Source organism: Brevundimonas sp. FG128, assembly GCF_057809775.1.
This window is the reverse complement of record NZ_JBMDKP010000005.1, coordinates 30,007-44,177: the sequence shown is the minus strand read 5'-3', so window position 1 is coordinate 44,177 and position 14,171 is coordinate 30,007. Positions and strand designations below refer to the sequence as shown.

The 14,171-nt window shown below is 64.3% G+C and carries 10 protein-coding genes and 1 pseudogene; 7 read left to right on the top strand and 4 right to left on the bottom strand.

What is annotated here, in order from left to right; translation table 11 throughout:
* Positions 1-118: 118 nt before the first annotated feature.
* Complete coding sequence (proB, locus tag ACODSC_RS13565) at positions 119-1,324, bottom strand: glutamate 5-kinase (RefSeq protein WP_488814516.1); 1,206 nt, start codon at positions 1,322-1,324, stop codon at positions 119-121.
* A gap of 257 nt (positions 1,325-1,581) precedes the next feature.
* Between proB and proC the strand changes: the two genes are divergently transcribed.
* From proC to ACODSC_RS13540, 5 genes and pseudogenes are all read left to right on the top strand, one after another.
* Positions 1,582-2,391 carry a pyrroline-5-carboxylate reductase gene (gene proC, locus ACODSC_RS13560; RefSeq protein ID WP_488814515.1) on the top strand — a complete coding sequence of 270 codons (810 nt, stop codon included), beginning with the start codon at positions 1,582-1,584 and terminating at the stop codon, positions 2,389-2,391.
* 30 nt (positions 2,392-2,421) lie between these two features.
* Positions 2,422-3,696 carry a glutamate-5-semialdehyde dehydrogenase gene (locus ACODSC_RS13555; protein WP_488814514.1) on the top strand — a complete coding sequence of 425 codons (1,275 nt, stop codon included), beginning with the start codon at positions 2,422-2,424 and terminating at the stop codon, positions 3,694-3,696.
* Between the two features lie 64 nt (positions 3,697-3,760).
* The gene (putP, locus tag ACODSC_RS13550) at positions 3,761-5,260 is read left to right on the top strand and encodes a sodium/proline symporter PutP (protein ID WP_488814513.1); all 1,500 of its coding nucleotides are present in this window, start codon (positions 3,761-3,763) and stop codon (positions 5,258-5,260) included.
* Positions 5,261-5,953: 693 nt separating this feature from the next.
* Positions 5,954-8,956 carry a TonB-dependent receptor gene (locus ACODSC_RS13545; protein ID WP_488814512.1) on the top strand — a complete coding sequence of 1,001 codons (3,003 nt, stop codon included), beginning with the start codon at positions 5,954-5,956 and terminating at the stop codon, positions 8,954-8,956.
* Between the two features lie 182 nt (positions 8,957-9,138).
* A pseudogene (locus ACODSC_RS13540) lies at positions 9,139-9,486 on the top strand (protein activator of alkane oxidation PraB); the annotation flags it as partial.
* Positions 9,487-9,717: 231 nt separating this feature from the next.
* On the opposite strand, the gene ACODSC_RS13535 reads toward ACODSC_RS13540, so the two are convergent.
* Complete coding sequence (locus ACODSC_RS13535) at positions 9,718-10,335, bottom strand: TetR/AcrR family transcriptional regulator (protein WP_488814511.1); 618 nt, start codon at positions 10,333-10,335, stop codon at positions 9,718-9,720.
* 63 nt (positions 10,336-10,398) lie between these two features.
* Between ACODSC_RS13535 and ACODSC_RS13530 the strand changes: the two genes are divergently transcribed.
* Both ACODSC_RS13530 and ACODSC_RS13525 read left to right on the top strand, forming a co-directional pair.
* Complete coding sequence (locus tag ACODSC_RS13530; protein ID WP_488814510.1) at positions 10,399-11,190, top strand: Coq4 family protein; 792 nt, start codon at positions 10,399-10,401, stop codon at positions 11,188-11,190.
* Positions 11,187-11,630 (top strand): DUF2147 domain-containing protein, encoded by a 444-nt coding sequence (locus tag ACODSC_RS13525; RefSeq protein WP_488814509.1) that lies wholly within the window; start codon positions 11,187-11,189, stop codon positions 11,628-11,630. The genes ACODSC_RS13530 and ACODSC_RS13525 overlap by 4 nt, the downstream gene beginning before the upstream one ends.
* Here the strand turns inward: ACODSC_RS13525 and ACODSC_RS13520 are convergent.
* Together ACODSC_RS13520 and ACODSC_RS13515 are read right to left on the bottom strand one after the other, a co-directional pair.
* Positions 11,627-12,481, bottom strand: a complete 855-nt coding sequence (locus ACODSC_RS13520; protein ID WP_488814508.1) for a bile acid:sodium symporter family protein — start codon at positions 12,479-12,481, stop codon at positions 11,627-11,629. The two genes, ACODSC_RS13525 and ACODSC_RS13520, sit on opposite strands and share 4 nt — an antisense overlap.
* Before the next feature lie 3 nt (positions 12,482-12,484).
* Complete coding sequence (locus ACODSC_RS13515; RefSeq protein ID WP_488814507.1) at positions 12,485-14,161, bottom strand: FAD-binding dehydrogenase; 1,677 nt, start codon at positions 14,159-14,161, stop codon at positions 12,485-12,487.
* Positions 14,162-14,171: the final 10 nt, after the last annotated feature.

Here is a 14,171-nt window from a genome sequence, read left to right as displayed (position 1 = left end):
TCGCGATCGGCAACCCAGCCTTGAGGAGTGAAAGCGGTGGCGCTTGAACGACAGTGTCTTCACGAAATGTGATTTCCGATGAGGCTTGTAGGCGGCCTGAAGTGGAAACAGGTTAACGTCAGACTGGCAGCGCCTTTTGATTGACGCCTTGAACAAGGTGGCTCGCCACGGTCTCAGTCGACGCCGCAAGCTCCAGCCGCTGCTCCCACGGGATTTGCCGTTCGTCCAGAGTGATCAGATTGGTCGCCTCGATCAGGACGCCTCGGGACTGGTATCCGATCAGGGACTTGACCGAGAGCTCTATGTTTCGAACCAGAATGGCGGTCTCCTCGGACGAGAAGTCGGTCATGCCGCGCGCTCGCTCCACGCCGTGCTCGTCATAGACGTGGATCACGTCGCCCTTGGCGTAGGAGCCGGTCATCGAGCGCACGTCATGACGGTCGATCCCGCGCTCGCCCTTGGCGACCGCCTGCGCCGCCTCGGCGGAGATGACGATGCTGCCCGCGACATGCAGGCGGCTGGTCAGCCAGGCCGCCCAACTCGTCAGGGGCTCGGCGTGGGCGATGCAGGTGGTGCAGGGGCGCTCGCCCTTCAGGACCGACGAGACCGGATTTTCCACCTCGCCATTGGCGATCAGGGTGTGGCAGCCGGCGTTCTGCGCCATGTTGGCGGCCTGCAGCTTGGTCAGCATGCCCCCCGTGCCGAGGGTGCTGACCGATCGTGTCACGTCCAGGTACTGGCCGACGTCGCTCACGGTCCGAATGAGCTCCGCGCCGGGCTCGGAAGGATGGCGGTCATACAGACCATCGACGCTGGTCAGGATGACGAGATGTTCGGCCTGGATCATCTGGGCGACCTTGGCCGCCAGGCGATCGTTGTCGCCGACCCTGATCTCCTCGGTGGTGATGGTGTCGTTCTCGTTGATGATCGGCAGCACGTCCGACGCCAGCAGACGGTGCACGGTGTTCTTGGTGTTCAGGAAACGCCCGTGATCCTCGAAATCGCCCAGGGTCACCAGAATCTGGGCCACGTTCAGATCATACTGGTGACCGATCTGCGTGTAGGCGTTGAGCAGCAGGGGCATCCCGCAGGCCGCCGCCGCCTGTTTATCCCGAAGCCCGGCGGTGTCGGGCGTTACGCCGATGGTCCGCATGCCCAGCGCGACAGCGCCCGAGGAACATAGAACTACCTCGTAGCCCTCATCCTTCAAGAGCGCGATATCCTCCAGAATTCTCTGCATAAATCCCCACCGAGGGGTGAGTCGAGCCTCATCAGCAAGAAGACTAGAGCCGACCTTGATCACAATCCTTTTCTTACTACTCATATTTTACTCCAGTAAATTTTAGAACTAATACAGTTAAAGTCGTTAACACGCACGCCGGCGCGCACGACTTGACGAACTTGGCTGTGTGATTTAGAAACAGCTTATACGCATTTCGGCGGACATGGCAAGATTTTGCCTGTGTATCTGTCAAATTATGCAAATCGACGCTATTCATTGGTGTCTATCCGCGCATTTCAAGCGCGAATCCTGTCTTGATCTGATCGAGGCTGAAAAAATACAGATTAAGGAGATGCGAATTGCGGATCGCTCTGGTTGGATATGGGAAGATGGGCGCGGCGTTGCTGTCGCAATGGCGATCCGCCGCCCCGGTCGCATTTCCCGACTACAGATTCGTCGTCATCGATCCGCAAGTCGAGTCGCCGGCCGTCAGCGCCGAACCGGACGAGACGACCTTCCTCGCGGAGGCGCCGCCGGTCGAGGATTGCGCTTTCGATCTCGTGATCATCGCGGTGAAGCCTCAGGTTCTGGATATGGTCGTCCCTGTCTATGCTGATCGTCTCGCGCCGGGTGGGTTCCTGGCCTCGATCGCGGCGGGCAGTTCAATCGCGCGGTTGAAGGGGTTGAGCGCAGGCGCGCCCGTGGTGCGGATCATGCCCAATCTTCCCGCGGCCATCGGCGCGGGCGCCAGCGGGTTGTGCGCCGACCCGTCCGTCAGAGAGGCGCAGCGTGACATGACGCAAAAGCTGATGAAGGCGGTCGGGTCCGTGCTCTGGGTCCAGGACGAAGACCAGCTTGATCGGCTGACGGCGGTCGCCGGCTCGGGCCCCGGCTATGTGTTCGAGATCGCGAGAACCTATGTGGAGGCCGCAACGGGACTGGGCTTCGCCCCCGAGACCGCGAGACAACTGGTGCTGGACACCATGGCGGGCGCCGTCGAGATGGCGAGACGGTCGTCCCTCTCGCTGGCCCAACTCCGCGACAGCGTCACCAGCAAAAACGGCACCACCGCCGCCGGCCTCGCAGCGCTCAACGGCGACGGCGGCCTGGACGATCTGCTCAAGGCCACGCTGGACGCCGCCTATGCGCGCGCCGTCGCGCTGCGCTGAGCCTTCCCTGAAACAAGCTTAAGGATATCCGTGACTTCTTTGACCTCATCTCCGGCCGCCGCCCCCTCCGACACCGTCTCACTGCTCGGCGAGGCGGCGAGGCAGGCGGCGCGGGCGCTGGCCACCAGCAAGGTCGCCCAGCGCAATCAGGCGATCCGCGCCGCCGCAGCCCGTCTGCGCCAGGCCATGCCGACCCTTCTCGAGGCCAATGCGGCCGATGTCGCCGAGGTCGTCGATCGCAAACCAGCCGCCTTCATCGATCGCCTTCGGCTTGATGAAAACCGTGTCGCGGCCATGGCGCAGGCACTAGACGAGATCGCGGACCTGCCTGACCCCCTCGGCCGCGAACTGGCGCAGACCCTTCGCCCGAACGGCCTCGACATCCGGCGTGTGGCTGTGCCGATCGGGGTCATCGCGATGATCTTCGAGTCGCGACCCAATGTGGCCGCCGACGCCAGCGCTATATGTATCAAGTCCGGCAACGCCATCATCCTGCGCGGCGGATCGGACAGCCGGCGTTCGACCGCCGCCATCGTCTCCTGCATGCAGGCCGGGCTGGTGGACGCCGGGCTTGCCGGCGACTGCGTCCAGGCGGTCGGTTCCCCGGACCGCGCCCTGGTCGGAGACCTTCTGCGCGCGGTGGAGTACATCGACCTGGCCATCCCGCGCGGAGGCCGCGGTCTGGTCGAACTGGTCCAGCGCGAGGCCCGCGTTCCGACCCTGCTGCATCTGGACGGGAACTGTCACAGCTATATCCACGCCGACACCGATGTCGCCGAGGCCGTCGCAGTGATCGCGAACGCCAAGCTTCGCCGGACCGGCGTGTGCGGCGCGACCGAAAGCATCGTGATCGACCGCGCCATCGCGGCGCGCGCGGTTCCCGCCCTGGCGGACGCATTGCCGGACTGCGAACTGCGTGGCGACGCCGAGGCCTGCGCCATCGAGCCCAGGCTGGTCGCCGCCGACGCAGAGGACTGGGGTCGCGAATATCTGGACGCCATCGCCTCGGTCAAAATCGTGGACGATCTCGACGCCGGCATCGCCTTCGTCTCGGAACATTCCTCGGGTCACACGGATGCGATCCTGACCCGCGACCAGGCGGCGGCCGACCGTTTCCTGGTCGAGATCGACAGCGCCGTGGTGATGCACAACGCCTCGACCCAGTTCTCGGACGGCGGCGAGTTCGGCATGGGCGCTGAAATCGGCATCGCCACGGGCAAGATCCATGCCCGCGGCCCGGTCGGTGTCGAGCAGCTGACGACCTTCAAATATCTGGTGCGCGGTGCGGGCCAGACGCGCGCCTGACCCGAGCCTGATCCGGGACGCGGCCCACGTCTGCGCTCCTCCTGACTTCTTCTGAAAGCCTGTGATGAACTCTGAAACCCTCGTGTCGTTGGGCGGCTATTTCGTGCTGATGCTCGGCATCGGCCTCTATGCCTGGCGCAAATCGACCAGCAACGTCTCCGAATTCATGCTGGGTGGCCGGCAGTTGTCTCCGGCCGTCGCGGCGCTCTCGGCGGGCGCGTCCGACATGAGCGGCTGGATGCTGATGGGGCTTCCGGGGGCGATCTTCGTGTCGGGTTTCAGCGCCGCCTGGATCGCGGTCGGCCTGCTGGTCGGCGCCTGGCTGAACTATCTGCTCGTGGCGCCTCGCCTGCGGCTCTACACCGAGCTGGCCGGGGACGCGGTCACCATTCCCGAGTTTCTCGAAAAGCGGTTCGATGATCGAAGCCGACGCCTGCGCGTGCTGGCGTCGCTGGTCATCGTGGTCTTCTTCACCCTCTACACCTCGGCGGGTCTGGTCGCCGGCGGCAAGCTGTTCGAAGCCTCCTTCGGTCTCGACTACGCGTGGGGCATGGCGGTGACCGCAGCGGTGGTCATCGCCTACACGCTCTTCGGGGGCTTTCTCGCCGTCAGCCTGACCGACTTCGTTCAGGGCTGCATCATGTTCGCTGCGCTCGTCCTCGTCCCGATCGTGACCATCGTGAACCTGGGCGGCTGGTCGGCGACCGAGACCGCGGCCGTCTCGACCAATCCGGACTATATGTCGTGGTTCTCGGGTGTGACCGTTCTTGGCCTGATCTCTAGTCTCGCCTGGGGCCTCGGCTATTTCGGCCAGCCGCACATCATCGTTCGCTTCATGGCCGTTCGCTCGGTCAGGGACATGCCGACGACGCGCCGGATCGGCATGTCCTGGATGCTGGTGACGGTGATCGGATCCGTGCTGTGCGGCGTCGCGGGCCTCGCCTATGTCACCCGCACAGGCATGCCGCTGGACGACCCGGAGACGATCTTTATCGCCCTCTCCCAGACGCTTTTCGATCCCTATGTCACCGGCTTCCTGCTCGCGGCGATCCTGGCGGCGATCATGAGCACTATCTCCTCGCAACTGCTGGTCTCGTCCAGCTCGCTGACGGAGGATTTCTACAAGACCTTCTTCCGCCGCGACGCCGGGCAAAAGGAGCTGGTCATGGTCGGACGACTGGCCACCCTGCTGGTCGCGGTGATCGCGATCGGGCTCGCGCTGGATCGCTCCACCAGCATCCTGTCCCTGGTCGGCAATGCCTGGGCGGGGTTCGGTGCAGCCTTCGGTCCCGTCATCCTGCTCAGTCTTCACTGGAAACGCATGACCGCTAGCGCCGCCCTGGCCGGCATCGTCAGCGGCGCGGTCACCGTTCTGATCTGGCTGTACGCCCCCTTCACCATCGGCGGCGCCTCGCTGTCGGACGCGATCTACGAGATCGTGCCCGGCTTCATCGTCAGCAGCCTCGTCGCACTGACGGTCGCCCGGTTTGGGAAACCGGCGCCGGCGCCGATCAGCGAGACCTTCGATAAGATGGTCGTGGCGGAGCGGTCGGCAGCCTCATGATCGAAGCAAGACGGGCTGGCCATGGCTGGGCGGTTCGCCGGGTGCGCCCAGGCGATATCCGCCGCCGCGACTACGCATAGCGTGATTACGCCAACGACTGTGATCCGAGACCACCAGTCACGCTCGTCTGAGGCTTTGCGGCTGATTGCGAAGCAAGCTCTTCCGGATCTTCATGGCAGCCTTTGTGTTGAGGCGGCGCTGAACGACGAGCTCCAAAAACCTTTGCTTCGTCATAGACAGCGCACCACATGAACGTCCGATTCTAGCTGATTGCGCAGACCATCTTGTCAAAATGCAATCGCGGAGAAGGCAAGCGGTGCAGCTTATGAGAGCTGTCGTGCTGTTCAGCCCTTCTTCGGTGCTCTTGAGGAGGTGTAACGGATCGTCCGGTTCCACGTCGTTTGGATTCAGCTCTACATTCCATCGGTTGTGCCAAGGCAATTCCGAGGCCGAGCAGCTTCACCCCCCTTCCACTTTCCGGCGAAAGCTCCGCATTGAGCCCGCCAGGCCAGGCGGCAGGAAAGCCTGCATTCGATAGCGAACATTATTGTAAGTAGATATTGACAGCGCCGTGAATAGCGGCTTCGTTCCGGGCAACCGTCGATGGTCCCGCCTCATCGAACGGACATCATCGGCGGGGAGGAAACATCATCCAGCGCGGCCGAAAAGGCCGTGCGGGTCTGGGAGGGACGAATGGCTTCATCGGCCGGCAAACGCGCACGCCTGGTTGCGACCGTGGCGGCGGGCGCGCTCATCATGGGTGCGGGAACCGCACTGGCGCAGGCCACGAACGCCCCGACGGCGACGGCGACGGTGGACGACATCATCGTCACGGCGCAGAAACGCGAAGAAGCGGCGCAGGATGTGCCGATCGCGCTGTCGGCCTTTTCGTCGGAGACGCTGGACGCGCTGAAGATCGAGGGCGGGTCCGAACTGATGCGCGCCGTGCCGAACGTGACCTTCTCCAAGGCCAATTTCAGCATGTACAACTTCTCGATCCGGGGGATCGGGACCAAGGCCGTGTCGGCCAGCAGCGACCCGGCCGTGGCGGTCAGCTTCAACAACACGCCGTTGATCAGAAACCGACTGTTCGAGCAGGAATATCTGGATGTGAACCGGGTCGAGGTGCTGCGGGGACCGCAAGGCACCCTGTATGGCCGCAACGCCACCGGCGGCGTCGTCAACATGATTCCGAACCTCCCGGGTCCCGATTTCGAAGGGATGGCCAAGGCGGAGGTCGGGAACTACGGCACGCTTCGCGGGCAGGCGATGATCAACCTGCCGGTCAGCGACACCTTCTGGGTGCGCGCCGCAGGGTCGATCACCCAGCGTGACGGCTTCGACTACAACAGCTTCAACGACACCCACATCAACGACCGCGATCTGTGGTCCACACGGGTGTCGGCGGCATGGGCGCCGAACGACCGCTTCCGCGCCAATCTGATCTGGGAGCATTTCGAAGAGGACGACCAGCGCTCGCGCACCGGCAAACAACTCTGCACCCGAGACCCCGGCCCGACGATGGCCGGAAGCACGGCCGTGCCGGAAGGGTTCCTTCGCAACCGTCTGAGTCAGGGCTGTCTGCCGGGTTCGCTTTATGATGACGCCGCCTATGGCGCGCCGAACGCGGGGGCGTTCGGGCATGTCTTCGTGGCAGGGCAGATCGAGTATGGGCGTCGGCTGGGCGCAAGCCTCACCGACCCTACGGGGACGGTCACGGCCATCGACTATCGCGTGGACCCCTACGCCGGGGTGACGCAGTCGAGGGACCTGAGAGAGATCGCCACCAGCTACGATCCCATATTCCGGGTCAAGAACGACGTCGTTCAGTTCAACATGGAGTTCGAACTGAGCGATGGTCTGACGCTGTACTCCCAGACGGCCTACACCAAGGACGACTATTATTCGACGCAAGACTACAATCGGTTTGTCAGCAATCCGATATTCAATGACTCGGCGCAGCCTCTGGAGTTGTTTCCCGGGTTTCCGATCCCGGGTTCGCCGGCAACGCCGGGCGGCGTCTACACCGACCCCCAACTGGGAGCCTCGGATCGCATGGTGTCGGCGGATCTCAGCAGTTCCGACAATCGCCAGTGGTCGCAAGAGCTTCGACTGCAGTCCGACTCCGACGGGATGTTCAACTTCAGCCTTGGCGCTAACTACATAGATTTTAAGTCTGAAGATAATTACTACGTTTTCAACAACCTATTCAGCCTTATAGCGGAGTATTGGTACAACGACGACACCCTGAACTATGTGACTCAGGGCAAGAGAACGGTGCCCTGCGACGCCAATGCGCCGGCGTTCAAGGAATGCATCTACGTTGATCCGACCTCGATCGAGAATCTGGCGGGGGACGGACACAACTATTTCCGTAGTCGCAATGTCGTGGATGTCCGGTCCTGGGCCGTGTTCGGGGAAGGTTATTGGGACTTGCGGCCGGATCTGCGACTGACCGCCGGTCTGCGCTACACTGACGATCGCAAGATCACGACGCCCTATCCCAGCCAGCTTCTGCTCGGGGCCAACCCTGACGGTACGCCTGGCGCATCGTCGGGGGGCTATGTGAATCGGGGCTATCCGGCCCAGCCCGATATTGAACAGTCGTGGGAGGCCCTGACCGGACGGTTGGTCCTGGACTGGAAGCCGGACCTCACCTTCACCGACGAGACGATGGTCTATGCCTCCTATGCGCGGGGCTACAAGGGCGGGGGCACCAATCCGCCGCGCGTCGATATCAATCCGACGGTGATCCAGTACCAGCCGCTCGCCAGCGACTTCCGGCCGGAATACGTCAACGCCTTCGAGATCGGGACGAAAAATACGCTGTATGACGGCAAGCTGCGGCTCAACGGCACGGCCTTCTACTACGATTACACCGACTATCAGGTGTCGCAGATCGTCGATCGCATCTCGCTGAACGAGAACTTCGACGCGAGGGTCTGGGGGCTGGAGTTCGAGACGGCCTTCCGGCCGACGCCCAATTTCCGGCTGGATGCGAACGTCGGCTATCTCAACACGCGTATCGGCGACGATCAGGGATCCATCGATGTGATGGATCGCACCCAGGGCAATGCGGATTGGATGGTGCTGCGCCCCTGGGTCCAGGTGCCGTCGAACTGCGTGGCGCCGACCGAATATGTGGAATCGATCCTCAACTCGCCGATGGACGAGAGCCTCAAGATCTTCGGCCTGCAGGGGTTGTGCGCCGGCTCCCAGCGCACCGGGTCGTTCGATCCGAACTTCCCCTCGGTGCTGCCGCTCTACGCCCTGTTCGGCTTCACCTACGACCCTCTGACGGAGGCGCCGAACGCCGGACGCGGTTTCCTGGCCGATCTTGGCGGCAACGAACTGCCGAACTCGCCGAATTGGACCGCCAACGTCGGGGCCGAATACACCTTCTTCCTGGGCGACTGGGATCTGACGGTGCGCGGCGACTACTACTGGCAGGACGCCAGCTACGCCCGCATCTACAATACGACCTACGATCGGCTCGAGGCGTGGGACAACGTCAACCTTTCCATGACGTTGGAGCGGCCGAACGACGGGCTCGTCTTCCAGGTCTATGTCAAGAACGTCTTCGACGAGACGCCGATCACAGACGCCTTCACCAACAGCGACGACACCGGGCTGACGACGAATGTCTTCACCCTGGACCCGCGCCTCTTCGCCTTCAGCGTCAGAAAGAGCTTCTGACGCCGGTACACGCCGCGCCGCTGATCGGCCTGTTGTTCTCCCACTCGCCCAAGCGGGTGGGAGAAGCATGTCTGCTTATGTTAACTATATGAAAACAATAATAAAATTCCTTGACTCTCAGGCTATGAACATGGATGTCTGTAGCGGCCTCAACCAGAGGTTAAACAAATAGGGGGTCTACAATGTTCAAGTCGTTGTCCCTCATTTCCGCAGCCGTGCTGGCGGCCGCAAGTCTCGCGTCTCCAGCGGCGGCGCAGCAGCTCAGTCCCGCGCCCGGCACGTTGACGATTTCCGGCACCTTGATCCTGCAGCAGAGCACCACGATCACCTGCACCGGAACCTTCACGGTCTCGGTCAATTCGGCCGGCGTGGGCACCATCACCGGCGGCTCCTTCTCGCCGCCGTCAAGCGCGCTTTGCGGCACGCTCGTCAGGCCGGCGGCCTTCCCCTGGACTGTAACGGCGACCGCGCTTGACGAAGTGACCATCACCGGCATCGGCGCCAACTCGATCCTTGGCAGTTGTTCGGGCACGGTCGTGGCCGATGTGTCCGGCGGGACCATCACCTTCTCGAACGATGTCACCCCGGTACGCCGAGCAACTGCACGATCGTCGCCGGCAGCCTGTCGGGTGCGTTCACGATCGTTCCCTGAACGACACAGGGCGGGATCCTCGACCGCCTGTTCCTGCGACTGGCCGGACGTCCTCTCGGACGCCCGGCCGTTTTGTGTCGATCTACGCCGATACGTCCTGCGGACGCATTCAGGGGTTCTGGTCAGGCCTGACCAGGAAGGCGGGCAAAAGGCGGGCCACCACCGTGCGGCTGGCGTCATCGTCCTGATCGAGCATGTCGCGCAGAGGGGGGCCGATCAGGGCCTCGCCGAAGGCGCTGAGGGCGATGAAGAGAACCGCCGGACTTATGCGCTCGCGCGCTTCGTCGTCGGTGGCGTGAAGCTTGTCGCGGATGGCTTCGACCAGTCCGACGACGGCATTTCGAACCGGTTCCAACTGGCTGAGGTCGCCTGAGAGCACGATCCACGCGGCCAGACGGCCCGCGCCTCCTCCGGCAAAGGCGTCGAACACCGCATTCACGAGTTCCAGCGGCGCGCCTTCGTCGGTGCGCAAGCGGACCACCGCAGCATCCAGCGCCTCGGACAAATCGGCCACCATCGAGGCCATCAGCGCTGATTGCAGCCCGGCTGCGGAACCGAAATGGTGGATCAGGTTCGTGTGGGTCACGCCGATGTCGTCGGCCACACTCTTCAACGTCACGGCGTCCGGCCCGCCCTTTAGCAGCAACGCCCGCGCAGAGACCAGCGCTTCCCTGCGCGCTTCTTCAGGCGCGCGGCGGCGACGACGGGGCGTTGTTGATATTGACATTGATGTAAGTGACATTCATGTAGATAGCATCTCGTGGTTAAGCGTGAGGCAAGGAGAGCGCAAGTGAGTGTGGACGCAGCGACGGTGAATTCGGCCTTGATCGACATGAAAACACCGACCCAGAACCGGCTCGGACATCGCAAGGTTGAACCTGTGCGCGCCTGGCGGGCGCTGCGGCGACTGATCGCCGATAAGGAAGACACCTCCCAGGTCTTCGAGATCATGAATGCGCTGGCGGGACAGTCGGTGAGGCGCGGTTATGAGCGTTTGCTGGACGCGCCCGAGGGAGGCCGGCAGGCCTTTTCGATGGATGAACTGGCCGACCGGTTGCAGAACCGGGACTGGCTGCGGACCTTCCCGCAAGGCAGCGTGGGCGCCGCCTACCTCGCCTTCGTGGAAGTGCGTGATTTCTCGGCCTACGGCCTGGCCGATGAGAGCCTGAAGGTGGCCGACACCGACATCAACGCGGCGCACCCCTGGGCCTGGTATGCGCGTCGGCTGCGGGACGTGCATGACATCTGGCATGTCCTGACGGGGTATCAGACCGACGCCTTGGGCGAGGCCTGCGTCGTGGCCTTCTCATTGCCCCAGACCCGCAGCCCCGGATTTGGCGTGATCGCAGCGGGGGTCGCTGTCGAATTCATGCGCGCCCGTACGGGCCATCCCTGCGCCAGGGCGATCCTCCAGGCATGGCGTCATGGGCGAAAGGCGGCGTGGTTGCCCGGCCTCGATTACGCGGCTCTGATGGCCGAGCCGCTGGAGGACGCGCGTCGTCGATTGGGAATACGATCGCCGCATCTTTACGATCGGATTCCGCCGCAGGTCCGGGACCACTATCGGCAGATGGAGCAATGAAGGCGCTTGCGGTCCTGTCCATCCTGACGCTGATCCTCGCGTCGGCTGCAGGGACGAGCGTCCAAGGCCAGGCTCAGGGTTCCTCGCCGCTGGGGCGGTGGCGCACGACAGCGCAGAACGGGGTCGTGGAGATCACGCGATGCGGCGCCGAGCTGTGCGGTCGCCTGATCGACGCCGACCCTCTGCGACGCAATCCTCAGCAGCGGGACGTCCGCAATCGCGAGCCCGCCTTGCGCCAGCGAGCCCTGCAAGGCGTGACGGTGCTGCACGGCTTTTCCGGCGGCCCGGACGTCTGGCGCGGCGGGCCGCTGTATGACCCGGCCTCGGGGCAGGGCGCGCGCCACGGGTCCCTGACGTTGATCGATGCGAACACCCTGTCAGTCCAGGGCTGTATCGCGCCGCTGCTCTGCCGCACCCAGACCTGGAAACGCCTGCCCTAGGCGCGTCGGTCGCGGATGATCAGCCCGAACACGGCTGCGAGCGGAAACATCGCCACGCCGTAAACTGCGGCGGGCAGGGCGAAGGCCGGCGCGCACAGAAGGGATTGGGCGATCACGATCGCTAGGGTGGCGTTGTGCAAGCCGATCTCGAAGGCGCAGGCCACGGCCTGGCGATGCCCGACGCCGAGCCATCGCGGCGCGACGAATCCGATCGTCAGACTGGCGACGCAGAAGGCGGTCACGACCCCGGCGAGCGCGAGAGCGTCGTCCAGCAGCAGGTCGATATTGGCGCCGATCGCGCCGACGACCACAACCGCCAGAAGGACGGCCGATCCGACCCTGACCGGGCGATCCATCGCCTGGGCGAACCGGGGCGCGGCGGCCCGCACCATCATGCCGGCCGCGACGGGCGCCAGAACGATGGCGAACACCTCCACGACCTTGGAGAACTGGAGACCCAAGCCTTCGTCCCCCGGCATGAACCATTGCAGTGCGAGGTTGACGATGATCGGCAGGGTCACCACCGCAATCACCGCGTTCAGCGCCGTCAGGCTGATGTTCAAGGCCACGTCGCCACGAAACAGATGGCTATAGAGATTGGCCACGGTTCCCCCCGGCGAGGCGGCGAGCAGCATCATCCCGACGGCCAAGGCGCCGGACAGGGCGAACAGTTGGACCAGGCCGAAGGCGACGATGGGAAGCAGCGCCAACTGGCAGACGAGAGCGACGACGACGGCCTTCGGCGCGCGACCGACCCGTGCGAAATCAGATAGTGTCAGGTCCAGCCCCAGGCCGAACATGATGACGACCAGGGCGGCGCGAAGGCCGAATAGGGCGAGATCGGACTCCATTCGTCAGGTCGCCGCCGCCATGGCCACACCCGCCTGACGACCCGAAAAGAGACATCCGCCGAGGAAGGTGCCCTCCAGAGCATTGTATCCGTGCATCCCTCCGCCGCCGAACCCCGACGCCTCGCCTGCGGCGTACAGGCCCTCGAACGGCGCGCCGTCCGGACGCATGACCCGACCGTCCAGGTCCGTCTGCAGCCCGCCAAGGCTCTTGCGGGTCAGGACATGCAGCTTGACGCCGATCAGGGGGCCGGCCTTCGGATCGAGCATCCTGTGCGGGGCTGCAGTTCGGGTCATGCGGTCGCCGCGATAACAACGACTGTTGTGGATGCCCATCACCTGCAAATCCTTGGCGAAGGGGTTCGTCATCTGGGCGTCGCGCGCCTCGATCTGGCGGCGAATGTCTTCGAGCGTCAACAGCGGACGATCCGTCAGTCCGTTCATGCGCTCGACCAGGGTGGCGAGATCGTCGGCGACGACGAAGTCCGCGCCATGTTGTTTGAAGGCTTCGACTTCCGGCGTCGCGCCGCGCCCCAGGCGGGTCTTGAGAACGCGAAGCAGACTGCCGCTGGTGATGTCCGCGTTCTGTTCCGATCCCGACAGGGCGAATTCCCGTTCGATCATCTTCTGGGTGACGATGAACCAGGAATGGTCGTGCGCCTGGAGGTCCGGGGTCGTGCGCAGATGTTTCAGGGTCGCGATGGTGTCGTAGCCGGGCAGGGCGGGGAAGGGCAGGCGGCGCCCCAGGGCGTCGAACCACATGGCCGAGGGGCCCGGCAGAATACGGATCGCGTGGTCGGGCCAGATCGGCGACCAGTTCTGGACGCCCTCGACGTAGTGCCACATCCGGTCCCTGTTCACGAGGCGAGCCCCGGCCTGATCCGCGATGTCGAGCATGCGGCCATCGACATAGGCGGGAACCCCGGTCAGCATCCGCCGAGGCGGCGCTCCGAGGCGAGACGGCCAGAACCGCCGCACCTGCGCATGGTCGCCGCCGATACCGCCGGACGCGATCAGAACCGTCGGCGCTCGCAAGGTGAAGTCGCCGACGGCCTCGCGGCTGGACGGTGCGCCGCGGACGGCGGAGTCGGACGCCAGAACCGAGCCGGAGACCCCGACGACCCGGCCCGCCTCAACCAGCAGGGCGTCGACCCGGTGGCGAAAGCGGAACGTCAGCCGTCCTTCTTTTGCGGCGTCAAGCGCGCGTCGGGCGAAGGGACCGGACACCCCTGTCCCCGTGCCCCAGGCGACATGAAAACGCGGGACGGAGTTGCCGTGTCCGTCGGCGGAACCAGCGCCGCGTTCGGCCCAGCCCACCATAGGGGTCAGCCGGATCCCTCGCTGGCGCAGCCACGCGCGTTTCTCACCCGCTGCGAACTCCACATAGGCCCGTCCCCAGCGCGCCGCCCATTCATCCTCGGGCAGGAGGCCGTCCAGCCGGTCCCATCCGGCGCTTCCGCGCCAGTCGCGCCAGGCGAGGTCAAGGGAGTCCCGCACGCCGAGCCGACGCTGCTCGGGGCTGTCCACCAGGAACAATCCGCCAAAGGACCAGAAGGCCTGTCCCCCCAGGTTGCCGGCGTTCTCCTGGTCCAGAACGACGACCCGCTTTCCGCGGCGCACCAGTTCTTCGGCAGCCACCAGTCCAGCCAGCCCCGCTCCGATCACGATCGCATCGGCGTCCATCTTGACCTCA

Bases quoted from the DNA above. Each gene is read 5' to 3' on its own strand.
- ACODSC_RS13515 (WP_488814507.1), bottom strand. From the start codon at position 14,161: ATGGACGCCGATGCGATCGTGATCGGAGCGGGGCTGGCTGGACTGGTG.
- ACODSC_RS13525 (WP_488814509.1), top strand. From the start codon at position 11,187: ATGAAGGCGCTTGCGGTCCTGTCCATCCTGACGCTGATCCTCGCGTCG.
- proB (WP_488814516.1), bottom strand. From the start codon at position 1,324: ATGAGTAGTAAGAAAAGGATTGTGATCAAGGTCGGCTCTAGTCTTCTT.
- ACODSC_RS13545 (WP_488814512.1), top strand. From the start codon at position 5,954: ATGGCTTCATCGGCCGGCAAACGCGCACGCCTGGTTGCGACCGTGGCG.
- putP (WP_488814513.1), top strand. From the start codon at position 3,761: ATGAACTCTGAAACCCTCGTGTCGTTGGGCGGCTATTTCGTGCTGATG.
- ACODSC_RS13520 (WP_488814508.1), bottom strand. From the start codon at position 12,481: ATGGAGTCCGATCTCGCCCTATTCGGCCTTCGCGCCGCCCTGGTCGTC.
- ACODSC_RS13535 (WP_488814511.1), bottom strand. From the start codon at position 10,335: ATGTCAATATCAACAACGCCCCGTCGTCGCCGCCGCGCGCCTGAAGAA.